The sequence below is a fragment of the Klebsiella sp. P1CD1 genome (genome assembly GCF_003790505.1).
GTDB lineage: Bacteria > Pseudomonadota > Gammaproteobacteria > Enterobacterales > Enterobacteriaceae > Klebsiella > Klebsiella variicola.
In genome coordinates this window covers 4110097-4134906 of the sequence record NZ_CP033631.1, presented here as the reverse complement: position 1 = coordinate 4134906, position 24810 = coordinate 4110097, and the positions used below count along the sequence as shown (strand labels likewise).

General features: G+C 56.2%; 19 protein-coding genes and 7 tRNA genes. 3 read left to right on the top strand and 23 right to left on the bottom strand.

What is annotated here, in order from left to right:
• Positions 1–128: 128 nt before the first annotated feature.
• A complete protein-coding gene (locus DTA24_RS20590; protein WP_032691348.1) occupies positions 129–611 on the top strand; it encodes a zinc ribbon-containing protein in 483 nt (160 codons plus the stop codon).
• A 45-nt stretch (positions 612–656) separates the two neighbouring features.
• Here the strand turns inward: DTA24_RS20590 and DTA24_RS20585 are convergent, their stop codons facing one another.
• The 11 genes from DTA24_RS20585 to miaB form a co-directional block, all read right to left on the bottom strand.
• Positions 657–2450, bottom strand: coding sequence for a filamentous hemagglutinin N-terminal domain-containing protein (locus DTA24_RS20585; RefSeq protein WP_110196026.1), 1794 nt, complete (start codon positions 2448–2450; stop codon positions 657–659).
• Positions 2451–2514: 64 nt separating this feature from the next.
• Positions 2515–4185: a ShlB/FhaC/HecB family hemolysin secretion/activation protein gene (locus tag DTA24_RS20580; protein WP_110193294.1), complete on the bottom strand. Its 1671-nt coding sequence runs from the start codon at positions 4183–4185 to the stop codon at positions 2515–2517.
• A 372-nt stretch (positions 4186–4557) separates the two neighbouring features.
• Entirely contained in the window at positions 4558–5283 is a 726-nt protein-coding gene (locus DTA24_RS20575) for an amino acid ABC transporter ATP-binding protein (RefSeq protein WP_008805645.1), read from the bottom strand.
• The gene (gene gltK, locus DTA24_RS20570; RefSeq protein WP_012542451.1) at positions 5283–5957 is read right to left on the bottom strand and encodes a glutamate/aspartate ABC transporter permease GltK; all 675 of its coding nucleotides are present in this window, start codon (positions 5955–5957) and stop codon (positions 5283–5285) included. Before gltK ends, DTA24_RS20575 begins: the two co-directional genes overlap by 1 nt.
• The gene (locus DTA24_RS20565; RefSeq protein WP_002894709.1) at positions 5957–6697 is read right to left on the bottom strand and encodes an amino acid ABC transporter permease; all 741 of its coding nucleotides are present in this window, start codon (positions 6695–6697) and stop codon (positions 5957–5959) included. The genes gltK and DTA24_RS20565 overlap by 1 nt, the downstream gene beginning before the upstream one ends.
• A 164-nt stretch (positions 6698–6861) precedes the next feature.
• Entirely contained in the window at positions 6862–7773 is a 912-nt protein-coding gene (locus DTA24_RS20560; RefSeq protein WP_012542450.1) for an amino acid ABC transporter substrate-binding protein, read from the bottom strand.
• 355 nt (positions 7774–8128) lie between these two features.
• Entirely contained in the window at positions 8129–9667 is a 1539-nt protein-coding gene (gene lnt, locus DTA24_RS20555; RefSeq protein ID WP_022065697.1) for an apolipoprotein N-acyltransferase, read from the bottom strand.
• A 128-nt stretch (positions 9668–9795) separates the two neighbouring features.
• The gene (gene corC, locus DTA24_RS20550) at positions 9796–10674 is read right to left on the bottom strand and encodes a CNNM family magnesium/cobalt transport protein CorC (protein WP_004197606.1); all 879 of its coding nucleotides are present in this window, start codon (positions 10672–10674) and stop codon (positions 9796–9798) included.
• Between the two features lie 147 nt (positions 10675–10821).
• Complete coding sequence (gene ybeY / locus DTA24_RS20545) at positions 10822–11295, bottom strand: rRNA maturation RNase YbeY (protein WP_002894722.1); 474 nt, start codon at positions 11293–11295, stop codon at positions 10822–10824.
• A complete protein-coding gene (locus DTA24_RS20540) occupies positions 11292–12338 on the bottom strand; it encodes a PhoH family protein (protein WP_008805649.1) in 1047 nt (348 codons plus the stop codon). The genes ybeY and DTA24_RS20540 overlap by 4 nt, the downstream gene beginning before the upstream one ends.
• 153 nt (positions 12339–12491) lie before the next feature.
• Positions 12492–13916, bottom strand: a complete 1425-nt coding sequence (gene miaB, locus DTA24_RS20535; RefSeq protein ID WP_064166095.1) for a tRNA (N6-isopentenyl adenosine(37)-C2)-methylthiotransferase MiaB — start codon at positions 13914–13916, stop codon at positions 12492–12494.
• A gap of 179 nt (positions 13917–14095) precedes the next feature.
• Between miaB and ubiF the strand changes: the two genes are divergently transcribed.
• Entirely contained in the window at positions 14096–15271 is a 1176-nt protein-coding gene (gene ubiF / locus DTA24_RS20530; RefSeq protein WP_012968696.1) for a 3-demethoxyubiquinol 3-hydroxylase, read from the top strand.
• A 119-nt stretch (positions 15272–15390) separates the two neighbouring features.
• Here the strand turns inward: ubiF and DTA24_RS20525 are convergent.
• From DTA24_RS20525 to nagB, 12 genes are all read right to left on the bottom strand, one after another.
• Positions 15391–15465 (bottom strand) — tRNA-Gln (locus DTA24_RS20525).
• 75 nt (positions 15466–15540) lie between these two features.
• A tRNA-Gln gene (locus tag DTA24_RS20520) sits at positions 15541–15615 on the bottom strand.
• Between the two features lie 46 nt (positions 15616–15661).
• Positions 15662–15738, bottom strand: a tRNA-Met gene (locus DTA24_RS20515).
• 23 nt (positions 15739–15761) lie between these two features.
• Positions 15762–15836 (bottom strand) — tRNA-Gln (locus tag DTA24_RS20510).
• Between the two features lie 36 nt (positions 15837–15872).
• Positions 15873–15947 (bottom strand) — tRNA-Gln (locus DTA24_RS20505).
• 23 nt (positions 15948–15970) lie between these two features.
• Positions 15971–16055, bottom strand: a tRNA-Leu gene (locus DTA24_RS20500).
• Between the two features lie 8 nt (positions 16056–16063).
• Positions 16064–16140 (bottom strand) — tRNA-Met (locus DTA24_RS20495).
• 237 nt (positions 16141–16377) lie between these two features.
• Positions 16378–18042, bottom strand: coding sequence for an asparagine synthase B (gene asnB / locus DTA24_RS20490; RefSeq protein WP_008805652.1), 1665 nt, complete (start codon positions 18040–18042; stop codon positions 16378–16380).
• A gap of 278 nt (positions 18043–18320) precedes the next feature.
• Positions 18321–19073 carry an HAD-IIA family hydrolase gene (locus tag DTA24_RS20485; protein WP_008805653.1) on the bottom strand — a complete coding sequence of 251 codons (753 nt, stop codon included), beginning with the start codon at positions 19071–19073 and terminating at the stop codon, positions 18321–18323.
• A gap of 128 nt (positions 19074–19201) precedes the next feature.
• The gene (gene nagC, locus DTA24_RS20480; protein ID WP_008805654.1) at positions 19202–20422 is read right to left on the bottom strand and encodes a DNA-binding transcriptional regulator NagC; all 1221 of its coding nucleotides are present in this window, start codon (positions 20420–20422) and stop codon (positions 19202–19204) included.
• 8 nt (positions 20423–20430) lie between these two features.
• Positions 20431–21579 (bottom strand): N-acetylglucosamine-6-phosphate deacetylase, encoded by a 1149-nt coding sequence (gene nagA, locus DTA24_RS20475; RefSeq protein ID WP_012542447.1) that lies wholly within the window; start codon positions 21577–21579, stop codon positions 20431–20433.
• Positions 21580–21692: 113 nt separating this feature from the next.
• Positions 21693–22493 (bottom strand): glucosamine-6-phosphate deaminase, encoded by an 801-nt coding sequence (nagB, locus tag DTA24_RS20470; protein WP_012542446.1) that lies wholly within the window; start codon positions 22491–22493, stop codon positions 21693–21695.
• Between the two features lie 315 nt (positions 22494–22808).
• Here nagB and nagE point away from each other — a divergent pair, with 315 nt between their 5' ends.
• Positions 22809–24764 carry a PTS N-acetyl glucosamine transporter subunit IIABC gene (gene nagE, locus DTA24_RS20465; RefSeq protein WP_012968694.1) on the top strand — a complete coding sequence of 652 codons (1956 nt, stop codon included), beginning with the start codon at positions 22809–22811 and terminating at the stop codon, positions 24762–24764.
• Positions 24765–24810 lie beyond the last annotated feature (46 nt).

Genomic DNA, 24810 nt, shown 5'->3' with positions numbered 1-24810 from the left:
CAGCCTTTCGCACATTAACATCGGCAAAAGCCGCGCTGATTATTTCGCGACTCTGTGGCTTGTCAGACACAGCGGGAGAGGAATAAGGTCTATTATCAGAAGACGTTAACCACACCGGAGGCGAAATGATGAACAAGGTTGCTCAATATTACCGTGAACTGGTCTCCTCGCTCAGCGAACGGCTCCGCCATGGAGAGCGCGATATCGACGCGCTGGTGACACAGGCGCGGGAAAAAATCGCCCGCGCCGGCGATCTCACGCAGAGCGAGATCGAGTCGGTGATTGCGGCAGTAAAACGCGATCTCGAGGAGTTTGCCCGCAGCTACGAAGAGAGTCATGAAGACGAGAGCGACAGCGTGTTTATGCGGGTGATCAAAGAGAGCCTGTGGCAGGAACTGGCTGATATCACCGACAAAACGCAGCTCGAGTGGCGCGAAGTCTTTCAGGATCTGAATCACCACGGCGTGTACCACAGCGGTGAGGTGGTCGGCCTGGGCAATCTGGTCTGCGAGAAGTGCCACTATCACCTGGCAGTGTATACCCCGGACGTGCTGCCGCGCTGTCCGAAGTGTGGCCACGATCAGTTCCAGCGTCGGCCCTTCGAACCCTAAGCGGTGCGAAAACGATGCGCGAGGCTTCGCGCATCGTGGTTTGTCTTATTTCACGGTGTTGATTTCGGTACTCTTGAAATACTGATAGCCACCCATGTTGCTGGCATAGCTGTGCGAGGAGTTGAGAATCAACTTGTTCGCGCTCAAGGTGCCGACGTCACAAGTGTTAAACCCTAACCAGCCGCAGCCGCGACCGCTGTTGATGACCTTTTTCGCGTTCATCGTCAGCGTACCACCCGCTTTAATCAACGAGTAATTGCTGATAGTACTATTATTTCGGGCATCCAGCAGCATGTCGCCTGTGCTGGAGAAGGTGCCCTCATTAACGATGTTTCCAGTGGAAGTCAGGGCAATATTACCCGCTGTGATAGTACCGGTGTTATTCACCACAGCATGATGGGTGGTGATATCGGTCGCTTTCATATAACCATTTTGATTCAGCCAGTAGCTGTGGGCGGTAATGGCATTGGTGGCCTCCATGCGACCGCTGGTGCTTTGCGCCAGCGTGCCGTTGGTCTGCAGATTGATATTTTCGCCGGTGATATTGCCGAGGTTATAGATCTCGCCCGTATTGGTGCTGCCATCCTGCTTAAGGGACTGAACGGTGGTTTGGCCGGTAGAATTAATGTTGCCGGTATTCTTAAAGCTGCTGCCAACAAACGTCAGGCTGGTGTTTTTGGCGCTGATTTTGCCTTCATTGAGGAAATCACCGATTGCCGTGGCGGCAATCTGGTTATTCGACAGCAGGGACGCTTTGGCCTCATTGCGGATTTTCCCGCCGCTGGTCAGGCTAAGTCCGCTGGTGCCGGTCATTGTGCCTGAGTCGCCGTTAGTGATATTGCCGTTGGCGGAGGCAATCAGCTGGCCGCCGGTGAGGGAGCCGGTGTTGACGATATAATCGCCGCTGGAAAGCATTAAATAATAGGCACCAGCGATGCTGCCGTTATTGGTGATACCCGTGGCGGTGGAAACCTGGCTCAGCAGACCGTTGCCTTTTATCGTCCCTTTATTTAGCAGGTTACCGTTGCTGGTGAGCTGCAGCGTGCTGTTAGCGACAATGGAGCCCTGGTTACGTACGCCAAAGCCGATGTTATTGCCGACCATGCTGATGCTGTTGGCGGTGATGCCGCCAAGGCTGCTGACGTCGATGCTGTACTGCGGGTTGATCGTCATTTCGATAAGCGTCGCTTGTTTACCTGCAGAGGTTATCGCGCCAGAGCTGTTATCCATGGTGAAGCGACCTGCGCTGGCCAGGGCATTATTGGCCTGTACTTTACCGTTAATCTTAATCGCGTCGGCGAGCAGAACCGCGTAGCCGTTAGCGGCGTTCATGCCATTTTCGCCGATGGTGAGGGTGCCGCCCGTTACGGTATAGCTGCCGATGGCGCCGTCGCTGGTCATGTTGACTTTACCGGTGGTCAGGATGGCCTTGTTGGTATTGACAAAGCTACAGCCGGAGCAGGTGATGCCGTTCGGGTTGGCGATCACCACGTCCGCTTTCTGACCGTTAACTTCGATAAAGCCCTTCAGGCTACTGGCGTTTTTGGAGGTCACCTCGTTCAAAATCACCGAGGCGCTGCCGGCGGTCAGGTTGTTGTTGCGGGCAATATTGCCCAACGTACCGTGGCTGACATCCTCGCCGCTGTTATTAAGGACGGTGCCATTAGTACCGACGTTGAAGTCGCGGTACAGGTTATGGGAGACGCCGGCGGCGTTCGGCTTTTCAATATCAATAACCGTGGCGCCGGACGAATGCGTATAGCTGGTCGGGTCGGCATAAACCACCGACGAGGTTAATACTGCCGCCAGCGCGACATAAGAAGCTTTAAACTTAAACATTTTATTTATTCCTTTAAATTAAGATTAATAAACAACGTAGCTGAAAGGGTCGATAATGATTGAATTAATACCTCCACTGTAATGAAAAGCCCATATTCAGGGCGTCGCTATGAAACGTATCCGGTTTACTGAGCGGGGTGCTAATAAACAGATCGTATTGCGTTGACCATAATTGTCCGCGCAGGCCGCTGACGGCGCCGGAAAGGACTTTGCCTTTTTGATACAGATCGGCGCCAATAAGGCGACCCACATCCGCGCCCAGATAGAATTGCCGCTCGTGGGTGGGTAGATCCCAGATAAAATCGTTGCGCCAGTACCATCCCTGATTGCCGGACAGGCTGTTTTCACCGTCAAAACCGCGCACGCTCCAGCGACTACCAATATTGAATTTATTATCGGAAGCGAGTTTGTCCGGGCTGAACTGGGCGCTCAAGCGGGGAGCCCAGGTAAATTTGTCGCCGGTGGCGTCAAATTTCATTAGCGCCTGCAGATTACCATGCACGATCCGTGACAGCGGGCTGTATAACCCGGCCTTTTCCTCCGGCGTTGGCGTTGAGCTGAGCCACGGCAGGCTGCGCTGGATGCCGATGCTGGCATCAACAATCTTTTTGTTAAAGTAGTGCTGGTGGTTGAGGGTGAATTCCCATGAGGGGTTCTGCTTGCGCATCACCAGTAGCTCACTGCCGCCAAAGTAATAATGCGAGGTACTCTTGGCGATCCGCAGGTCGGCGGTGGTTTTTTGCTGCCGGGTGTGGGAGAGCAGACGACTCAGCGTGGCGCTGTAGTAGCGATTTTTACTCTTATAATCCATCGTCGACCAGTTGCCGTTAAACTGCTGGCGATACTGGCTGTATGCCCCGTAGGCGCTTAGTGTCCAGTAGCCGAAGGGGATGGAGTAATACAGGCTGCCGTTGTGGTTGCCGTCGTTATGCTGATTGAATTCAATATCGCCCCCGCCGGAAAGGTACAGGATATCGTTGAGGGTGGTCAGGTCATAGAGATAGAGGGCGCCGCCGGCCTGGTAGCGGCCGCTGGCTTTGCTGCCGGCGTCGTCAAGCCAGGCGCCAAGCTGCCATTTTTTCGCCAGGCTGCGGGCAATCTGGATATCGCTTTCTCCCTCGTGCTGGCCTGGCAGCAGTTTCATGTGCGCCGTGGCGCCGGGCAGACGCTGCAGATTGGCCATCCCCTGCTCAAGATCGCTTAAGCGCAGGATTGTGCCGGAAGAGGTTGGCAGTGAATTCCACAGGCGGGTGGTGTCCGAGCCGTCGGCATAGCCGATAGCGCCCACTTTGCCATAGTGCAGCGTCAACCTGAGCATGCCCTGCTCCAGCGACTGGGAGGGCACATCAATCAGGGAGGTGATGTAGCCTTGCGCAATCAGCTCGTTTTGCAAGGTATAGGCCAGCAGGCGAATACCTTCGCTGCCGAGGCAGCGGCCCTGCGCCTGCTGCGCGGTTTTCGCCAGTAATTTCCGGGTGAGCGCCTGGTTATCGGAGTCGATATCGACCCGGTTGATCAATTTACAATGCGTTTCCTCAGGGAAAGGGATACCCTGCGGCGCCACGTGCTGTTGTGAAGACTGAAAGTCCTGTTGCTGCGGAGCCAGCGCCTCCTGGCGGGCTTTATCCTGTTCCGTCTGGTGAGCCGAGGTGGTCAACTGTGCGGCCCCGGCGGCTGAGGTGCCCGCCAGCGTGATAAACAGCAGCCCGGTGAGCGTGCGAGATCGAATTAACATGAAGCAATATCCATTTGTTTCATTGGTTCGGTGGTGCATCCGTTATTCTGCGTGCGGCAGAGAACATTGATGGCCTTTATTTCGCGCAGGCGAGGTCAGGCATGAATATTATATTCAATTAATAAAATAATCGTGCGACGAACCTGTTACGAGGCGTTATATGCTAGCGGCGGTAGTGAAGCAGATCCACGAATTCATTAGTGAATTCTTTATGAATTGATCAATTTAATAAATAAGTTCAGCTTTTATCACTGAGGTTTATTTGGTACGTAAATGATAGTAGCGATAACCGGCCGCATAAATAATATTGAAGAATAATATGGCGGGAAAGATAAGCTGCGCATACCGGGCGGTATGCGCAGCGAATAACGATTAATGCAGAATTTTGGCGAGGAAATCTTTGGCGCGATCGGATTGCGGATTGGCAAAGAAGGCTTCTTTATCGGCATCTTCGACAATCTTTCCTTCATCCATAAAGATCACCCGGTTCGCCACCTTGCGGGCAAAACCCATTTCATGGGTCACGACCATCATGGTCATCCCCTCGTTGGCCAGTTCGACCATGACGTCCAGCACCTCGTTAATCATCTCCGGGTCAAGCGCTGAGGTGGGCTCATCAAACAGCATAGCGATCGGGTCCATACACAGGGCACGGGCAATGGCCACGCGCTGCTGCTGACCACCGGAGAGCTGCGCCGGATATTTTTCCGCATGCGCCGCCAGGCCAACGCGCTCCAGCAATTTGAGGCCTTTCTTGCGCGCTGATGCTTTATCGCGGTTAAGCACTTTGACCTGCGCCAGCGTCAGGTTGTCGATAATCGACAGATGAGGGAACAGTTCAAAATGCTGAAAGACCATTCCGACGTGCGAGCGCAGTTTAGCCAGGTTGGTCTTTTTATCGTTAACCACGGTGCCGTCGACGATAATCTGCCCCTGTTGCACAGGCTCAAGGCCGTTTACGGTTTTAATCAGCGTGGATTTACCGGAGCCTGACGGCCCGCAGACCACCACGACTTCACCTTTTTTCACTTCCGTGGAGCAATCGGTCAGCACCTGAAAGTGACCATACCATTTTGAAACGTTTTTCAGGGTAATCATTACACAGTCCTTTTCTTCAACCAGCTGACCAACAGCGAGGCGCTGAGGCTAATCACAAAATAGACGCCGCCCGCGAACAGGATCATTTCGACCTGGGTTCCGTCGCGCTCACCAATGGTGGAGGCGGTACGGAAGAAGTCGGCGAGGCTCAATACATACACCAGCGAGGTATCCTGGAACAGGACGATCCCCTGGGTAAGCAGCAGCGGCACCATGGCGCGGAAGGCCTGCGGCAGGATCACCAGCCGCATTGACTGCCAGTGGGTCATCCCCAGCGCCAACGCGGCGCCGGACTGGCCGCGGGAGATGCTCTGGATGCCGGCGCGGATAATCTCTGAGTAGTAGGCGGCTTCGAACATCGAAAAGGCCACCATCGCCGAGATCAGGCGAATATCCGTTTTCGGCGACAGCCCCAGCACGTTCTGCAGGAAGCCCGGGACAATCAGATAGAACCACAGCAGGACCATCACCAGCGGGATAGAACGGAATACGTTAACGTAGGTTTTAGCAAACCAGGCCAGCGGCAGAAAGCTGGACAGGCGCATCACCGCCAGCAGGGTGCCCCAGACGATACCGACCACGATGGCAATCACCGTAATCTTCAGGGTGATCACCAGCCCTGCCAGCAGATAGGGCATAGACGGAACGATCGAACTCCAGTCAAAATCGTACATTATTTGCCTCCCATATTGCCAGGCAGGCGAACCTTACGCTCGACCACATACATAATCAGCATAATCACCGCGTTGATGAAGACGTAGGCCAGGGTGATGGCCGTAAAAGACTCCCAGGCATGAGCGGAGTAGTCCAGCAGCTTGCCCGCCTGCGCAGCCATATCGGCAAGACCGATGGTGGAGGCGATGGCCGAGTTTTTCACCAGGTTCATCATTTCTGAGGTCATCGGCGGTACGATAACGCGGTAGGCGTTCGGCAGCAGCACGTAGCGGTAGGTTTGCGGCAGGGTCAGGCCCATCGCCAGACCGGCGTTCTTCTGCCCGCGCGGCAGCGACTGAATGGCGGCGCGTACCTGCTCGCAGACGCGGGCGGCGGTAAACAGCCCCAGGCACAGCATGGAGGAGACAAAGAACTGAATGTTTGGGTCCAGCTCCGATTTAAACCACATGCCGATATTTTCCGGCAGGAATTCCGGCACCACCAGGTACCAGGTAAAGAACTGCACGATCAGCGGCACGTTGCGAAACAGTTCGACATAGCAGGTGCCAATGCCCGAGAGGAAGCGATTGGGGACCGTGCGTAAAATGCCAAACAGTGAGCCGACGAGAAAAGCGATGATCCAGGCCGAGATGGAGAGGGCGACGGTTATCTGAAAACCGCTCCACAGCCAGCCCAGGTAGGTAGTGTTGCCGAAGGGGGCCTGTTGCAGGAATATCCCCCAGTTCCAGTCTATTGACATACATGACTCCTGGAAAAAAAAGGGTAGCCATTGCTACCCTCGAAGACGGTTGTCCAGCTTGTTTCGGTATTCGCGGCGGCTGGGGAACGACCAGCCACCGTATAGTCTGTCCGTGCTGTGACAATCATCGGGAGGGCAGGATATCCCGCCCCTGGTTGTTATAATTAGTTCAGTGCTTTGTCATTAGGTGATTTGAACAGCGCTTTCATGTCGTCAGACAGTTCGAAGTTCAGGTTAAGGTTTTTCGGCGGAATTGGATTTTTGAACCATTTATCAAACCATTTCGCCGCTTCGCCAGAGGTCTGGGCCTGAGCAACGGTTTCATCGACCAGCGCTTTGAACGACGGATCGTCTTTACGCAGCATGCAGCCATAGGCTTCTTTCGACTGTGCGGTGCCGACGATTTCCCAGTTATCCGGTTTCTTCGCCTTGGCGCGTTCGCCGGCCAGCAGAGCGTCATCCATCATAAAGGCCACGGCGCGTCCGCTTTCCAGGGTGCGGAAAGAGTCGCCATGATCTTTGGCGCTGATAATGCGCATATTCATTTTTTTCTCATCGTTCAGCTTATGCAGCAGGATCTCTGAGGTGGTTCCGGAGGTGACAACGACCGCTTTATCCTTCAGGTCCGGGAAATCTTTGATCGGACCGCCTTTCTTCACCAGCAGACGGGTGCCGACTACGAAGATGGTATCGGAGAAGGCCGCCTGTTTCTGGCGCTCAAGGTTGTTGGTGGTTGAGCCGCACTCGAAATCAAAGGTGCCATTCTGCAGCAGCGGGATACGGTTCTGCGAGGTGACTGGGATCAGTTTGACCTGCAGGTCCGGCTTGTTCAGCTTTTTCTTGATGGCATCAACGATGGCGTTGGAGTAGTCCTGAGAGTAGCCCACAACCTTCTGCTGGTTATCGTAGTAAGAGAACGGGACTGAAGATTCACGATGGCCGACAACGATAACCCCATTTTTGGCGATCTTATCCAGGGTGCTCTGGCCTGCCGCCGGGGCGGCATCTTCTGCGTGTGCCAGACCGGCGGTCACACCCATGACCAGCATTGCGGCGGCCAGTTTACGTAATTGCATATCCAACTCCTTATCCGTAGCGTCAGCGGCGCTATTGATACCCATTGTGATTGTGTGTGTTGTTATTCGAGGCACGCGTCCACGTGCCGCATTTGTATGTGTTTGTTAGCATTTAGTTTGGCTTAATGTAAAGATTTTGCTGTTTTATTGTTTATTTTTGCGAAGTGCTCCGCACCAATGGGAGGCAAAGATCTTCTATTGCACCAAAATAGCGCGACCGCCGAACGTTTATGGTGCAACCCGGTTGCACTGGGTCGGACGATGGCGCTACCAGGGAGAATAAAGCAATGACTGTGCCAGGATGGCTGGCGCGGGGAGAAAAAATGCCGGCGACGGGCGTCGCCGGCGGAGAAACTTATCGGCGACGCTGACGCAGGCTCATCAGTAGCGCAGCGAAGCCTAACAGCGCCGTCAGCGCCCATAGCGGCCAGTTGCCGGTGCGGGCGTAAGGGGTTAAGCCGCTGGTGGGCGTCACGGTGGTGGTCAACACCTCGCGGGTAAACTGCGGGATCATCTTCTGGATCTCGCCGCGCGGGCCGATCACCGCAGTAATGCCGTTGTTGGTGCTGCGCAGGAGTGGGCGGGCCAGCTCCAGGGCGCGCATCCGCGCCATCTGGAAGTGTTGCCACGGACCGATGGACTTACCGAACCAGGCGTCGTTGGAGATGGTCAGCAGGAAGTCGGTATCTGGCCGGAAGTTATCGCGTACCTGTTCCCCGAGGATGATCTCGTAGCAGATGGCGGCGGTCAGCTTCAGGTTATGCGCCATCAGCTGCGGCTGCACGTAGGGGCCGCGGCTGAAGGAGGACATCGGCAGGTCAAAGAACGGCGCCAGCGGACGCAGAATCGATTCCAGCGGCACAAACTCACCGAACGGCACCAGATGGTTCTTGTTGTAACGGTTGGTCGAGTCGTAGCGGTACGGGTTATCTTTACCGAGGGTAATGATGGTGTTGTAGGTATCGTAGCGGTTCTGCTTATTGAGACGCGCATCGACAATGCCGGTGATCAGCGAACTGTCTTTTGCGCGCAGCAGATCGTCCATCATGCTGAGGAACTGCTGCTGGTTGATCTCCAGATCCGGGATCGCCGACTCGGGCCAGATAATCAGCTGCGAGTGGCCGATATGCGGCTGGGTCAGCGCCAGGTAGGTTTTCAGGGTGTTGACCAGCTGCTTCTCGTCCCACTTCATGGCCTGTGGGATATCGCCTTGCACCAGCGAGACCTGGGTCGCGCGCTCCGGCAGCAGCTGATACCACTGGATATAGCGCAGCGGGAACGGCAGGGCGAACAGCAGCGCGGCAATAGCCAGCGGCTTCCAGTTACGCTGGACGAGGGCCAGGGCCAGCAGGCCGCTAACCATCATCAGCAGGAAGTTGATCGCCTCGACGCCCATCACCGGCGCGAGACCTTTCAGCGGGCCGTCGATCTGGCTATAGCCGAACTGCAGCCATGGGAAGCCGGTCAGCACCCAGCCGCGCAGGAACTCGGTGATTTGCCAGACGACGGGGGCGGCGATAGCCACCCGCAGCCAGCTGGTTTTGGGCCACAGCCGGGAGAGCAGGCCGGCAAACAGGCCGGTATAGAGCGAGAGATAGGCCGCCAGCAGAACGACGAGAAAGACGTTAACCGGACCTGGCATACCGCCGAATTGCGCGATGCTGACATAGACCCAGTTGATACCGGTGCCAAACAGCCCGAATCCCCAGAAATAGCCGATCCCGGCGCTTTGCAGCGGGCGTCGGTTGAGGGTTAACGCCTGCAGACCGATCAGCGAAACGATAGCTGCCGGCCAGAAGTCATAAGGTGAAAAAGCCAGCGTTCCGCTGGCTCCGAATAGCAGCGCCAGCAGCAGACGTACGCGCTGGCGTTCAAGAAGAGAGGCAAATACCATTTAGGCTAATCGTCCCGTAAATTAACGCCTGTTGCCACAGGCTATGCTGTTTGCCAGCAGGGGGAGGGGACAGCCGGGGATCGCCCACGGTCTGTCTCCCGGCTGGCCGTGACCTTCAGCGCCGCGGCTTACTCTTCCAGCTTCGGCTGGGGAGCGTCATCGGGCAGCTTTACATGCACCTGAATGATACGACGGCTATCTGCCATTGCCACCTTGAATTGGTAACCATCAATGTCGATAGATTCGCCGCGGGCCGGCAGATGGCCGAAGGCCTGCATCACCAGCCCGCCAATGGTATCCACTTCTTCATCGCTGAAGTGCGTGTCGAAGGCGTCGTTGAAGTCTTCGATGGAGGCCAGAGCGCGCACCGTCCAGGTGTGGCGGCTCAGCTGGCGGAAATCGATATCTTCTTCTTCGTCGTATTCGTCTTCAATTTCCCCGACGATGAGCTCAAGGATATCCTCAATGGTCACCAGGCCGGAGACGCCGCCGAATTCGTCAATAACGATCGCCATATGGTAGCGCTGTGAGCGAAACTCTTTCAGCATGCGGTCGACCCGCTTGCTTTCCGGGACGACAACCGCCGGCCGTAACACTTTTTCCATGCTGAAGGCTTCGGCGTCGCTGCGCATAAACGGCAGCAGATCCTTGGCCATCAGAATCCCTTCGATGTGATCTTTATCTTCACTGATGACCGGGAAACGCGAGTGGGCGGATTCGATAATGACATCCAGGCACTCGTCCAGCGTCTGGTTACGTTTCAGGGTTATCATTTGTGAACGGGGGATCATAATGTCGCGGACCCGCTGGTCGGCGATATCCATTACCCCTTCGAGCATGTCACGCGTATCTTCATCGATAAGATCGTTCTGCCCGGAATCACGGATCAGCGCCAGCAGTTCATCACGGTTTTTCGGTTCCCCGTGAAAAAGCTGGCTGAGTAACAGGGAGAAAAATCCCTTTTTGCTGTTTACTGTGTCACTACTGTGTGAATTGTCGTCGCTCATGGCGTCGTTTGGGTTCTCATGTTGATTTAACTGTCGCTCGTCGCGCGTAAACTCAGCGCCGGACGGCATGGGTTGCCTGACGTTCAGGCTGGCAAAATGCAGGAACAGCGGCCGGATGCGGCGCAAGCGCCGCCATCCGGCAGGGGGCTATTCAGCAATCTTCTCGGAAATGTACGGGTCCTCATAGCCCAGAGCAAGCATTATCTCTGTTTCAAGGCCTTCCATCTCTTCCGCTTCGTCGTCTTCGATATGATCGTAGCCCAGCAGATGCAGGCTGCCGTGCACCACCATATGCGCCCAGTGCGCCTCCAGCGGCTTACCTTGCTCGCTGGCTTCCTGCTCCACCACCTGACGGCAGATGATCAGATCGCCGAGCAGCGGCATTTCAATCCCCGGCGGCGCTTCAAACGGGAAGGAGAGGACGTTGGTCGGCTTATCCTTGCCGCGGTAGGTCAGGTTCAGCTCGTGGCTTTCTGCAACATCGACCAGACGAATCGTTAACTCTGACTCCTCCTGAAATGGCGGAATGACGGCATCGACCCAGCGCTGAAAAAGGGCTTCGTCCGGCAGGCCGCTGGTCTCTTCGCAGGCCAGCTGTAAATCGAGGATCACCTGACTCATTTTTGCTCCTGTTCCTGGGCTTCGCGTTTTCGCTCGGCGGCCAGTTCTGCTTTACGTTTCTGGTCTGCGGCTTCCCACGCCTCATAGGCGTTCACGATGCGGGCAACCACCGGATGGCGCACCACGTCTTCGCTATGGAAGAAGTTGAAGCTGATCTCATCGACTTCGGCCAGCACTTCGATGGCGTGGCGGAGACCGGATTTGGTGCTGCGCGGCAGGTCAATCTGCGTGATATCGCCGGTGATCACCGCCTTGGAGTTAAAGCCGATGCGGGTCAGGAACATCTTCATCTGTTCAATGGTGGTGTTCTGGCTTTCATCAAGAATGATAAAGGCGTCATTCAGCGTTCGTCCGCGCATATAGGCCAGCGGGGCCACTTCGATGACGTTACGCTCAATCAGCTTCTCTACTTTCTCAAAGCCGAGCATCTCAAACAGCGCGTCATACAGCGGGCGCAGATATGGGTCGACTTTCTGGCTCAGATCGCCGGGCAGGAAGCCGAGCTTTTCGCCAGCCTCGACGGCCGGACGGGTCAGCAGAATACGGCGGATCTCCTGACGCTCCAGCGCATCGACCGCCGCCGCCACCGCCAGATAGGTTTTACCCGTCCCCGCCGGACCCACGCCGAAAGTGATGTCATGATCGAGGATATTGGCGATGTACTGCGCCTGGTTCGGCGTACGCGGTTTGATCACCCCGCGCTTGGTCTTGATATTGACGGCTTTCCCGTACTCCGGCACGCTCTCGGCGCTCTGCTCCAGCACGCGCGCCTCTTTGATCGCCAGATGGATCTGCTCCGGCTCAATATCCTGAATCTGACCGCGCATCGGCGCCGTATCGACATACAGGCTGCGCAGAATATCGGCGGCGGCGTGTACGCAAATAGCGCGTCCGGTCAGTTTAAAGTGATTGTCACGGCGGTTGATCTCAATGCCTAACCGACGCTCCAGCTGTTTGATATTGTCGTCAAACGGGCCGCACAAGGCTAACAGGCGTGCGTTATCCGCTGGCTCCAGGGTAATTTCACGAGTGTCTATGTTCAAACTGTTCCTCTTTACGCAGGTGGCCGGACGCGGCGCGTGGCCGGCTAATCAGGAAATTATTTACGTCACAGGAAAATGGCGCAAGCATTGCTGTAGATATAGGGACGGAGAGAGGAATTACAAGGCCTGCCGGAACCGACAGGCCTGAAGGGATCACGGCTGATAGATACCCACGCCAAGATCGTTCTCTTTACGGGTGCGGGCAATCACTGATTCAGGTGATTCAGCGATACGCAGACCCATCTCCGCCTCGGTACGCACGATTTTGCCGCGCAGCGAGTTGGTGTAAACATCGACGATTTCAACATCGACGAATTTACCGACCATATCCGGCGTACCTTCGAAGTTGACCACGCGGTTGTTCTCGGTGCGCCCGGAAAGCTCCATCAGGCTCTTACGCGACGTGCCTTCCACCAGAATGCGCTGTACCGTGCCGAGCATGCGACGGCTCCAGGCCATCGCCTGCTGGTTGATCCGCTCCTGCAGAATATACAGACGCTGCTTTTTATCCTCCTCCGGCACGTCATCGACCATATCGGCCGCCGGGGTGCCCGGACGAGCGGAGAAGATAAAGCTGTAGCTCATATCGAAATTGACGTCGGCGATTAGCTTCATCGTCTTTTCGAAATCGTCTGTAGTTTCGCCAGGGAAGCCGACAATAAAGTCAGAGCTTATCTGAATCTCCGGGCGCGCCTCACGCAGCTTGCGAATAATCGCTTTGTACTCCAGCGCGGTATGGGTGCGTCCCATCAGATTCAGAACCCGGTCAGAACCGCTCTGCACCGGCAGGTGCAGGAAGCTCACCAGTTCCGGCGTATCGCGATAGACCTCGATGATATCGTCGGTAAATTCGATCGGGTGGCTGGTGGTGAAGCGAATACGGTCGATGCCGTCGATGGCGGCGACCAGACGCAGCAGATCGGCAAAGCTGCCGGTGGTGCCGTCGTAATTCTCACCGCGCCAGGCGTTAACGTTCTGGCCCAGCAGATTAACCTCACGCACGCCCTGCGCCGCCAGCTGGGCGATTTCAAACAGGATATCGTCGCACGGACGGCTGACCTCTTCTCCGCGGGTGTACGGCACCACACAGTAGGTGCAGTATTTGTTGCAACCTTCCATAATCGAAACAAAGGCGGTCGGGCCGTCGGCGCGCGGCTCTGGCAGGCGATCGAATTTTTCAATTTCCGGGAAGCTGATATCCACCACCGGGCTGCGGTTGCCGCGCACGGCGTTAATCATCTCCGGCAGGCGGTGCAGGGTTTGCGGCCCGAAAATAATATCGACATAGTGTGCGCGCTGACGAATATGGTCGCCTTCCTGGGAGGCCACGCAGCCGCCAACGCCAATAATCAGGTCCGGGTTTTTCTCTTTCAGCAGCTTCCAGCGTCCGAGCTGATGGAAAACTTTTTCCTGGGCCTTCTCACGAATTGAGCAGGTATTGAGCAACAGCACATCTGCTTCTTCCGCCACTTCGGTCAGTTGATACCCATGTGTCGCATCCAGCAGATCGGCCATCTTTGATGAATCATACTCGTTCATCTGACAGCCCCAGGTTTTAATATGGAGTTTTTTTGTCATTGACTTGCTCATGCTCAGTAATAGATATCCAAAACGCGGGGATATATACAGGGTGAATTTCGCTTTCCAGGGCGCGTATTGTAATGCTTTGGTCGCCCCCTGACCAGTGCGAGCGTTATCACCGCAAGGGAACAAAAAATCCGGTAAACTTAACGGATTCTGCTTTAAGGATAATAGCCATGACAATTCACGCAACAGATGTCGCCATCGTGGGCGGCGGCATGGTCGGCGGCGCCCTGGCGTTGGGGCTGGCGCAACAGGGATTTACCGTGACGGTGCTTGAGAAAACGGCGCCTCCGGCTTTCGAACCGGCATCCGCCCCGGATGTGCGGATCTCGGCTATCAGCGCGGCTTCGGTCGGCCTGCTGAAGAGTCTCGGCGTCTGGGATGCCGTACGGGCGATGCGCGTCCACGCCTATCGTCGTCTGGAGACCTGGGAGTGGGAGAGCGCGCACGTCGCCTTTGACGCCGCAGAGCTCAAACTGCCGGAGCTGGGCTACATGGTCGAGAACAAGGTCCTGCAATGGGGCCTCTGGCAAGCGCTGGCGGCGCATGAAGGGGTCACCCTGCGCGTTGGTAGCGAACTGGAGGCGATGCAGCGCGGCGAGGCGCATACCGCGCTGCATTTACGCGAGGGAGAGGCGATCCACGCCCGGCTGGTGATCGGCGCCGACGGCGCCAATTCTCAGGTGCGGGAGATGGCCGGCATCGGCGTACACGCCTGGCAATATCAGCAGTCCTGTATGCTGATCAGCGTCGAATGCGTCGACGATCCCGGCGACAGCACCTGGCAGCAGTTTACCCCCAGCGGGCCGCGCGCCTTCCTGCCGCTGTTCGACCACTGGGCCTCGCTGGTCTGGTACGACACGCCGGCGCGGATCCGTCAGCTGCAGGGCATGACTATGGCGCAACTCCAGCAGGAGATCGCCAGTCACTTTCCGGCGCGGCTGGGTCGTGTGACGCCGCAGGCGGCCGGCGCTTTTCCGCTCACCCGGCGTCATGCACTGCAGTATGTCCAGCCCGGCCTGGCGCTGGTGGGCGATGCGGCGCATACCATTCATCCGCTGGCGGGGCAGGGGGTTAACCTTGGCTACCGCGATGTGGATGCCCTGCTGGAGATCCTGGCGCAAGCGCGCGGCCGGGGCGAAGACTGGGCCAGCCTGCCGGTGCTGAAGCGCTACCAGGCGCGGCGGCGAGCGGATAATTTTATCATGCAGTCGGGGATGGATCTGTTTTATGCCGGTTTCAGCAATGACCTGGCGCCGGTGCGGATGCTGCGTAATATTGGCCTGATGGCGGCTGAACGCGCCGGGGTGTTGAAGCGTCAGGCGCTGAAGTATGCCTTAGGCTTGTAAAACCGGCTTCCCGGGCAGGGGCGTAGTGGAGAGCGCCTGCCCGGCAGTCAGTACTGCGTAAGCGTGTCAGGACGCCAATAGCAAAAAAGCTCACCGAAGTGAGCTTTTTTGCATTTAAGTGGCTGGGGTACGAGGATTCGAACCTCGGAATGCCGGAATCAGAATCCGGTGCCTTACCGCTTGGCGATACCCCAATTGTCTGTTGCGCTTTACCGTAACTACCCCGGTTGAGGGCAACAGTGCGTTCACTGCTGAACGACTTTTTAATTTGGCTGGGGTACGAGGATTCGAACCTCGGAATGCCGGAATCAGAATCCGGTGCCTTACCGCTTGGCGATACCCCAACAAATTGTTTCGGAATTATCGATGCGTATCGATACGTCCTGAATATGGTGGCTACGACGGGATTCGAACCTGTGACCCCATCATTATGAGTGATGTGCTCTAACCAGCTGAGCTACGTAGCCAAATTGTCTTACTGTTTCTTCGATGGCTGGGGTACCTGGATTCGAACCAGGGAATGCCGGTATCAAAAACCGGTGCCTTACCGCTTGGCGATACCCCAATACCGTCGCGGTGAACCGCAAATATCGAAGAAATATGGCTGGGGTACCTGGATTCGAACCAGGGAATGCCGGTATCAAAAACCGGTGCCTTACCGCTTGGCGATACCCCATCCGTACAACGCTAACTGGTGAATGGTGCGGGAGGCGAGACTTGAACTCGCACACCTTGCGGCGCCAGAACCTAAATCTGGTGCGTCTACCAATTTCGCCACTCCCGCAAAAAAGATGGTGGCTACGACGGGATTCGAACCTGTGACCCCATCATTATGAGTGATGTGCTCTAACCAGCTGAGCTACGTAGCCATCTTTTTTTCGCGTAACCTTATCGGCGTTGCGGGGCGCATTATGCGTATTGGGCCTGCGAGCGTCAACCTCTTTTTCAAGGAAAATCGTTGTAATGTGACTGTTTGGTTAGGTTGCGAACAGCTCGCTGCAATATTCGGCAATTATTGGTTATTTATCGTTTTTCAGCGGCATAAATCCTGCAAAAAGAAAACGGACCCCGGAGGGTCCGTTTCGCGTTTCACCGCCCGTCAGGGCTTATTTGTAGGCAGACTGGTGGACGCCCACCGCACGGCCTGATGGATCGTTCATGGTCTTGAACGCTTCATCCCACTCAATGGCTTTCGCTGAAGAGCAGGCCACCGACGGACCGCCAGGGACACACTCCGCCGCGCTCGGCAGCGGGAACAGCTCTTCGAAGATCTCGCGGTACAGATAGCCTTCTTTGGAGGTCGGCGTGTTGTACGGGAAACGGAAGCTCGCCGTTTCCAGCTGCTGATCGCTGATCTGCTTCGCGGCCACTTCTTTCAGCGTATCGATCCAGCTGTAGCCGACGCCGTCAGAGAACTGCTCTTTCTGCCGCCAGGCAACGCTGGCCGGCAGGTAGGATTCAAAGCATTCACGCAGCACGTGTTTTTCCATTTTGCCGTTGCCGCACATCTTATCCTGCGGGTTGATGCGCATCGCCACGTCGAGGAACTTCTTGTCGAGGAACGGCACGCGGGCTTCCACGCCCCAGGCGGACATCGCTTTGTTGGCGCGGGCGCAGTCAAACATATGCAGCGCCTGCAGCTTGCGCACCGTCTCTTCGTGCAGTTCTTTGGCGTTCGGCGCCTTATGGAAATAGAGGTAGCCGCCGAACACTTCGTCCGAACCTTCGCCGGAAAGCACCATTTTGATGCCCATGGCTTTAATTTTACGCGACATCAGGTACATCGGCGTCGAGGCGCGAATGGTGGTCACGTCATACGTTTCGATGTGATAGATAACGTCGCGGATCGCATCCAGCCCTTCCTGGACCGTAAAGTGAATTTCGTGGTGTACGGTGCCGAGGTGGTTGGCCACTTCCTGCGCCGCTTTCAGGTCAGGAGAGCCTTCCAGACCGACCGCGAAAGAGTGCAACTGCGGCCACCAGGCTTCGCTCCGCTCCTGATCTTCGACGCGACGGGCGGCGAATTTCTTGGTGATAGCCGAGATGACCGATGAATCAAGACCGCCGGAGAGCAGCACGCCGTAAGGCACGTCGGACATCAGGTGGCTTTTCACCGACTCTTCCAGCGCCTGGCGCAGCTCGTTCTTATCGGTAACGTTGTCTTTCACCGCGTCGTAATCGAACCAGTCACGCTGATAGTACTGGCGAATTTCGCCGTCTTTGCTCCACAGGTAGCTGCCCGCCGGGAACTCTTTAATGGTGCGGCATACCGGCACCAGCGCTTTCATTTCGGAGGCGACATAGAAGTTGCCGTGTTCGTCATGGCCCATATACAGCGGAATAATACCGATATGGTCGCGACCAATTAAGTACGCGTCTTTCTCGCTGTCGTACAGGGCGAAGGCGAACATCCCCTGCAGGTCGTCGAGGAACTCAGGGCCTTTTTCCTGATACAGCGCGAGGATCACTTCGCAGTCAGAGCCGGTCTGGAACTGATAGCGATCGCCATACTCCGCGCGCAGCGCCTGATGGTTGTAGATCTCGCCGTTAACGGCCAGCGCATGGGTTTTTTCGGCGTTGTACAGCGGCTGGGCACCGGCGTTGACGTCGACAATAGACAGGCGCTCGTGCGCCAGAATCGCTTTGTCGCTGGCATACACGCCAGACCAGTCCGGACCGCGATGGCGCATCAGGCGGGAAAGCTCCAGCGCCTTTTTACGCAGCTCGCCTGCGTCAGTTTTAATATCCAGTACGCCAAAAATAGAACACATAGCCTTCTCCATTACCCTGTCGTGTTTGATGTTGTGCTGGCTTCGTCTCGTGGCGAAGCCTGAGTGCGTGCTTAAGAAAATGCCGTAAAGGGGGCGCTGGCGCAAGGGTTTTGCGGCCTGAAAAAGAAAAAACGCAACTGTGATTGTTGAACAGTAAAAAAAGAGTATCTTTTGAGCGACTTTATTGAGGAATACGCATTTATAGGCCGTTTTTATTAGATGGATGACTTTTGGCAGGCGCTATAAATGAAAAACCACGTCCTGCGACGTGGTTGGCATCAGAAAATATCGATTTCCGCGACGGAAGGGTAAATCCACGACGGGCGAAACGGCATGCTGTCGATGTCATCGAGGGTGGAGACGCCGGAGAGCACCAGAATCGTCTCCAGCCCCGCCTGGAAGCCGGCCAGAATGTCAGTGCGCAGGTTATCGCCGACGATCACTGTCTGCTCGGAGTGAGCCTGCATTTTGTTCAGCGCTGAACGGATGATCCACGGGCTAGGTTTACCGACGTAAAACGGCTTACGGCCGGAGATCTTCTCGATCCCGGCGCACAGCGCGCCACAGGCCGGATAGTAGCCGCGACCGTGCGTATCCGGGTTGGTGGCAATGAAGCGGGCGCCGTTGGCAACGAAGAAGGCGGCCTTATGCATCATCTCCCAGTTGAATGAACGGGTTTCCCCGACGATGACAAAATCCGGGTTCACATCGGTGATGGTAAAGCCGGCTTTGTACAGTTCGTGGATCAGCGCCCCTTCACCCACCACATAGGCTTTCTTGCCTTCCTGGCGGCGCAGGAAATCGGCGGTGGCCATCGCCGAGGTGTAAAACGCGGTATCCGGCACGTCGATGCCGGCGGTGGCGAAACGGTTGGCCAAATCCTGGCCGGTTTGCGACGGGTAGTTGGTCAGCATTACCAGCGGCATGCCTTTATCGAGGATGCGTTTGATAAACTCGGCAGCGCCGGGAACGGCGACGTTATCGTGCATCAGCACGCCGTCAATATCACAAATTATGTTTTGAATGGTCATGGTGGGTCCAGAATCATTAACAAAGACGAAACTATACTCGTCATCGATGAGGTTTCACATCGCTGGTGGACCATACCCACCAGCGACAGGGTGATGCGGATCGTTTCGCGCTATCAATAAAGAGGCGATTAGCTCTCAAGCAAGCGCTGCAGCAGCGTGCCATTGAGCATAGCGCGTTTGACCAGCGCGAAGGCGCCAATCGCTGAGCGATGGTCGAGGGTAGAACGCACCACCGGCAGGTTCTTGCGAAACGCTTTCAGCGCCTGGGCGTTAATGCAGCCTTCGATGGCCGGAAGAAGGACCTTTTCAGCTTCCACTATTTCGCCGGCGACAACGATTTTTTGTGGGTTGAACAGGTTAATCGCGATGGCGATCGTTTTCCCGAGGTGACGCCCCACGTACTCAATCACCTCGCAGGCCAGGGCATCGCCCTTGTTGGCCGCTTTGCAGATAGTTTTGATCGTGCAGTCATCCGGCGTCAGACGGCTCTGGTAGCCCTGCTCAAGCAGGTGGCGAACCCGCTGTTCGATGGCGGCATTGGCCGCGACGGTCTCCAGACAGCCGAAGTTGCCGCAGTGGCAGCGCTCGCCCAGCGGATCGACCTGAATGTGGCCAATTTCGCCGACGTTGCCGTTCCGGCCAATAAAAATGCGCCCGTTAGAGATGATGCCCGCGCCGGTACCGCGGTGCACGCGCACCAGGATGGAGTCTTCGCAGTCCTGACTTGCACCGAAATAGTGCTCGGCCAGCGCCAGGCTGCGGATGTCGTGCCCGACATAGCAGGTGACGTTGAAGCGTTTTTCCAGCGCCCCGACCAGGCCCCAGTTTTCCACCGCAATATGCGGCATATAGCGGATCACGCCGCTTTCCGGGTCGACGAGGCCTGGCAGGATCACCGAGATGGCGATCAGCTCGCGAATTTTGCGCTGACAGTTTTCGATAAAGGTGGCGATGATATTCAGCAGGGCGTGTTCCAGCGTTTCCTGGGTGCGCTCGGGCAGGGGAAAATGTTCCTCTTCCAGGGTCTTGCTGCTTAAATCATACAGGGTCAGAGTGGCGTCATAGCGGCCAAGCCGCACGCCGATGGCGTTGAAGTTGCGGGTTTCAGCGATGATAGAGATAGCGCGGCGGCCTCCGGTGGAGGCCTGCTGATCGACTTCTTTGATCAGGCCGCGCTCAATAAGCTGACGCGTGATTTTGGTCACGCTGGCAGGGGCAAGCTGGCTTTGTTCGGCTATCTGAATGCGCGAGATAGGCCCATGCTGGTCAATCAGGCGGTACACGGCCGCGCTGTTCAGTTGTTTTACGAGGTCAACGTTACCAATTTGAGCTTGTCCGCCTGCTGTCATACTTTTACTTACTCAGTGACGACCTCGTTACCATTAACGATGGTCTTGGTGATTTTATAATCGCGTGTAAAGGCGGTCAGGTTAGCGACCATGCCCGGCGCAATGCTGCCGAGCTGCTTGTCCACACCGATAGCGCGCGCGGGATAGAGCGTCGCCATCCGCAATACTTCGTCCAGTGCCACGCCGCAATGCTCCACCAGATTACGCACCCCTTCAATCATGGTCAGGGAGGAGCCGCTGAGCGTGCCGTTTTCATCTACGCACAGTCCATTGCGGTAGTATATTGTTTTCCCGGCAAAAATGAACTGGTCAATATTCGCCCCCGCCGGCGCGGTGGCGTCGGTGACCAGGCACAGTTTGTCGCCTTTCAGGCGCTTGGCGTTACGTACGTTGGCATAATCGACATGCATCCCGTCGACAATAATACCGCAGTAGACATCCGGCTCGTCAAAAATCGCCCCGGCCAGACCCGGTTCGCGTCCGGTAATGTACGGCATCGCGTTATACAGGTGAGTGGCGAAGGTAATGCCGGCGCGGAAGCCGACTTTCGCCTCTTTCAGCGTGGCGTTGGAGTGGCCGGCGGAGACGACGATCCCGGCGGCAACCAGCTTGCGGATCACTTCCGGCTCAACGCGCTCAGGGGCGAGGGTCACCTTGGTGATCACATCGGCGTTATCGCAGAGGAAATCGACCAGCGCGGCGTCCGGTTTACGCACGTAGTCCGGGTTGTGGGTGCCTTTCTTGACGATATTCAGCCACGGTCCTTCAAGATGCAGACCCAGCGCCTGATTCGGGTGTTTTTGCAGGTATTCGCGCATGACGCGGATACCTTGCTTCATCAGATCGTCACTGGAGGTAATCAGCGTCGGCAGGAAGCTGGTGCAGCCTGAACGTTCGTTCGCCTTCTGCATGATCTCCAGCGTTTCAACGGTGACCGCCTCTGGGCTGTCGTTAAACTGCACGCCGCCGCAGCCATTGAGCTGAACGTCGATAAAACCGGGGGCAATTATTGCGCCGTTGACCGAGCGCTGCTCCATGTCAGACGGCAAATCCGCCAGCGGACAGAGACGTTCGATTAGGCCATCGGCGATAACAACCGCATGGTCATCGAGAATTTCATGACCGGTATAAACCCGGCCCTGGGTTAATGCATACATTACGACCCCCGGTATATACGCCCCATCAGGTCAGCGATCGTTCGTTTGCCGCCGGCATGATGATGCATACAAAGAAAAAGAGGGTCCCGCGCAAGTGGCGGGACACGACTACATTACAGACCTTTAATATTTTCAGCTTCTAATTCGTTGAAATATTTCAGGGTTTTCACTTTCAGCTCCATGGTGGACGGCTCGTCGCAGACAATCACCGCCTTCGGATGCAGCTGCAGGCAGGTAATGGTCCACATATGGTTGACGTTACCTTCTACCGCCGCCTGCAGCGCCAGCGCTTTCTGATGACCCAGCACCAGAATCATCACTTCTTCTGCATCCAGCAGGGTGCCTACGCCCACGGTCAACGCGTATTTCGGCACCAGATCCACATCACCATCGAAGAAGCGGGAGTTCGCCACACGGGTGTCATGGGTCAGGGTCTTAATACGGGTGCGGGACGCCAGAGAAGAGGCCGGTTCGTTGAACGCGATGTGACCATCGTTGCCTACACCGCCCATGAACAGGTGGATTTTACCGTAGGAACGAATTTTTTCTTCATAGCGACGGCATTCCGCATCGATGTCCGGCGCGTTACCATTCAGCAGGTTGATATTTTCTGCCGGAATATCAACGTGGTCAAAGAAATTACGGTGCATGAAGCTATGATAGCTTTCCGGATGCTCTTTTGGCAGGCCGACATATTCATCCATATTAAAGGTGACGACGTGTTTGAAGCTAACCTGGCCTGCTTTATGCATTTCAACCAGCGCTTTGTAGGCGGTCAGCGGAGTGCCACCGGTAGGCAGACCCAGCACGAACGGGCGGTCCGCGGTCGGTTTGAATGCATTAATACGGTTAACGATGTGGCGGGCAGCCCATTTACCGACCTGCTCAGCGGTTACCAGGGGGATCAGTCTCATTCTTCACCTCTATAGTTAAAGTAGATTCTGGCGGATTGGCGCCAGCACTCTGAGGAGAGTATTGCAGCAACTGCGCCGACCGGGGTCAATCCGTGTTGATTTTTTGAATGATAAAATAAGTTTTCGATGTTAGCCAGTGAAAGGGAGGGGGGAATACGATATTTGGTGATAATTATCACAAAAAATACCCGTTTAATTTGCGATACGAATTAATTTTTCACACACTTTGCCGGTAAGTGATAAAACCGACCTTGTTACACAATAAAAAAGTGGCTTTGAAAATGAGCCTCATCGGGGTCTCATAGGGGGAATAAGATGAATATTTTAGGTTTCTTTCAGCGACTGGGTAGGGCGTTGCAGCTCCCTATCGCAGTGCTGCCGGTCGCGGCATTGCTGCTGCGTTTCGGGCAACCAGACCTGTTGAATGTACCCTTCATCGCGCAAGCGGGTGGGGCGATCTTCGATAATCTGGCGCTGATCTTCGCAATTGGTGTGGCATCAAGCTGGTCCAAGGATAACGCGGGTTCTGCGGCGCTGGCCGGCGCAGTAGGGTATTTCGTGATGACCAAAGCGATGGTCACCATCAACCCGGAAATTAACATGGGCGTGCTGGCCGGTATCATTACCGGTCTGGTGGCAGGGGCGGTGTACAACCGCTGGGCCGGCATCAAGCTGCCGGACTTCCTGAGCTTCTTCGGCGGCAAACGCTTCGTGCCGATCGCCACCGGCTTCTTCTGTCTGATCCTCGCCGCGATCTTCGGCTACGTCTGGCCGCCGGTGCAGCACGCTATCCACTCTGGTGGCGAATGGATCGTCTCCGCAGGGGCGCTCGGTTCCGGTATCTTTGGTTTCATCAACCGTCTGCTGATCCCAACCGGTCTGCATCAGGTGCTGAACACTATCGCCTGGTTCCAGATTGGTGAGTTCACTAACGCTGCTGGCGCTGTGTTCCACGGCGACATCAACCGCTTCTACGCCGGCGACGGCACCGCGGGGATGTTCATGTCCGGCTTCTTCCCGATCATGATGTTTGGTCTGCCGGGTGCGGCGCTGGCGATGTATCTGGCGGCGCCGAAAGCGCGTCGTCCGATGGTCGGCGGTATGCTGCTGTCCGTAGCCATCACCGCGTTCCTGACCGGGGTAACCGAGCCGCTGGAATTCCTGTTCATGTTCCTGGCTCCGCTGCTGTACCTCCTGCATGCGGTGCTGACCGGTATCAGCCTGTTCATCGCAACGGCGCTGGGTATCCATGCGGGCTTCTCCTTCTCCGCAGGTGCAATTGACTATGTGCTGATGTACAGCCTGCCAGCGGCCAGCAAAAACGTCTGGATGCTGCTGGTGATGGGCGTGGTGTTCTTCTTCGTCTACTTCCTGCTGTTCAGCGCGGTGATCCGCATGTTCAACCTGAAAACGCCGGGTCGTGAAGACAAAGCCGCTGACGTGGTAACGGAAGAAGCCAACAGCAACACTGAAGAGGGCCTGACCCAGCTGGCGACCAGCTATATCGCCGCGGTGGGCGGAACGGACAACCTGAAAGCCATTGACGCCTGTATCACCCGTCTGCGTCTGACTGTGGGCGATTCGGCGAAAGTGAACGACGCGGCCTGTAAACGTCTCGGCGCGTCCGGGGTGGTGAAACTGAATAAGCAAACCATCCAGGTTATCGTCGGTGCGAAAGCAGAATCTATCGGCGATGAGATGAAAAAAGTGGTTACCCGCGGCCCGGTAGCGGCAGCAGCAGCCGCACCGGCTGGCAATGTCGCCACCGCAGCGCCAGCGGCTAAACCGCAGGCGGTAGCGAATGCGAAGACCGTTGAGTCGCTGGTTTCACCGATTACCGGTGACGTGGTGGCGCTCGAACAGGTGCCGGACGAAGCCTTCGCCAGCAAAGCCGTCGGCGACGGTATCGCGGTGAAACCGACCAGCAACATCGTTGTCGCGCCAGCGGCGGGTACTGTGGTGAAAATTTTCAACACTAACCACGCGTTCTGCCTCGAAACCAACAACGGCGCGGAAATCGTCGTCCACATGGGTATCGACACCGTGGCGCTGGAAGGCAAGGGCTTCAAACGTTTGGTTGAAGAGGGCACGGAAGTGAAGGCCGGTGAGCCGATCCTGGAAATGGATCTGGACTTTCTCAACGCCAACGCGCGCTCAATGATTAGCCCGGTTGTCTGCAGCAACAGCGATGACTACAGCGCGCTGGTGATACTGGCGAGCGGTAAGGTCGTTGCCGGCCAGACGCCGCTGTATGAGATTAAAGGCAAGTAAGGCTCCTGAGTCGAGTTTATGCCTCAGCGGCGAAGGGAAACCTTCG

Coding starts and splice junctions, on each gene's coding strand:
- DTA24_RS20590 (WP_032691348.1), top strand. CDS start 129: ATGAACAAGGTTGCTCAATATTACCGTGAACTGGTCTCCTCGCTCAGC.
- DTA24_RS20585 (WP_110196026.1), bottom strand. CDS start 2,450: ATGTTTAAGTTTAAAGCTTCTTATGTCGCGCTGGCGGCAGTATTAACC.
- DTA24_RS20580 (WP_110193294.1), bottom strand. CDS start 4,185: ATGTTAATTCGATCTCGCACGCTCACCGGGCTGCTGTTTATCACGCTG.
- DTA24_RS20575 (WP_008805645.1), bottom strand. CDS start 5,283: ATGATTACCCTGAAAAACGTTTCAAAATGGTATGGTCACTTTCAGGTG.
- gltK (WP_012542451.1), bottom strand. CDS start 5,957: ATGTACGATTTTGACTGGAGTTCGATCGTTCCGTCTATGCCCTATCTG.
- DTA24_RS20565 (WP_002894709.1), bottom strand. CDS start 6,697: ATGTCAATAGACTGGAACTGGGGGATATTCCTGCAACAGGCCCCCTTC.
- DTA24_RS20560 (WP_012542450.1), bottom strand. CDS start 7,773: ATGCAATTACGTAAACTGGCCGCCGCAATGCTGGTCATGGGTGTGACC.
- lnt (WP_022065697.1), bottom strand. CDS start 9,667: ATGGTATTTGCCTCTCTTCTTGAACGCCAGCGCGTACGTCTGCTGCTG.
- corC (WP_004197606.1), bottom strand. CDS start 10,674: ATGAGCGACGACAATTCACACAGTAGTGACACAGTAAACAGCAAAAAG.
- ybeY (WP_002894722.1), bottom strand. CDS start 11,295: ATGAGTCAGGTGATCCTCGATTTACAGCTGGCCTGCGAAGAGACCAGC.
- miaB (WP_064166095.1), bottom strand. CDS start 13,916: ATGACAAAAAAACTCCATATTAAAACCTGGGGCTGTCAGATGAACGAG.
- ubiF (WP_012968696.1), top strand. CDS start 14,096: ATGACAATTCACGCAACAGATGTCGCCATCGTGGGCGGCGGCATGGTC.
- asnB (WP_008805652.1), bottom strand. CDS start 18,042: ATGTGTTCTATTTTTGGCGTACTGGATATTAAAACTGACGCAGGCGAG.
- DTA24_RS20485 (WP_008805653.1), bottom strand. CDS start 19,073: ATGACCATTCAAAACATAATTTGTGATATTGACGGCGTGCTGATGCAC.
- nagC (WP_008805654.1), bottom strand. CDS start 20,422: ATGACAGCAGGCGGACAAGCTCAAATTGGTAACGTTGACCTCGTAAAA.
- nagA (WP_012542447.1), bottom strand. CDS start 21,579: ATGTATGCATTAACCCAGGGCCGGGTTTATACCGGTCATGAAATTCTC.
- nagB (WP_012542446.1), bottom strand. CDS start 22,493: ATGAGACTGATCCCCCTGGTAACCGCTGAGCAGGTCGGTAAATGGGCT.
- nagE (WP_012968694.1), top strand. CDS start 22,809: ATGAATATTTTAGGTTTCTTTCAGCGACTGGGTAGGGCGTTGCAGCTC.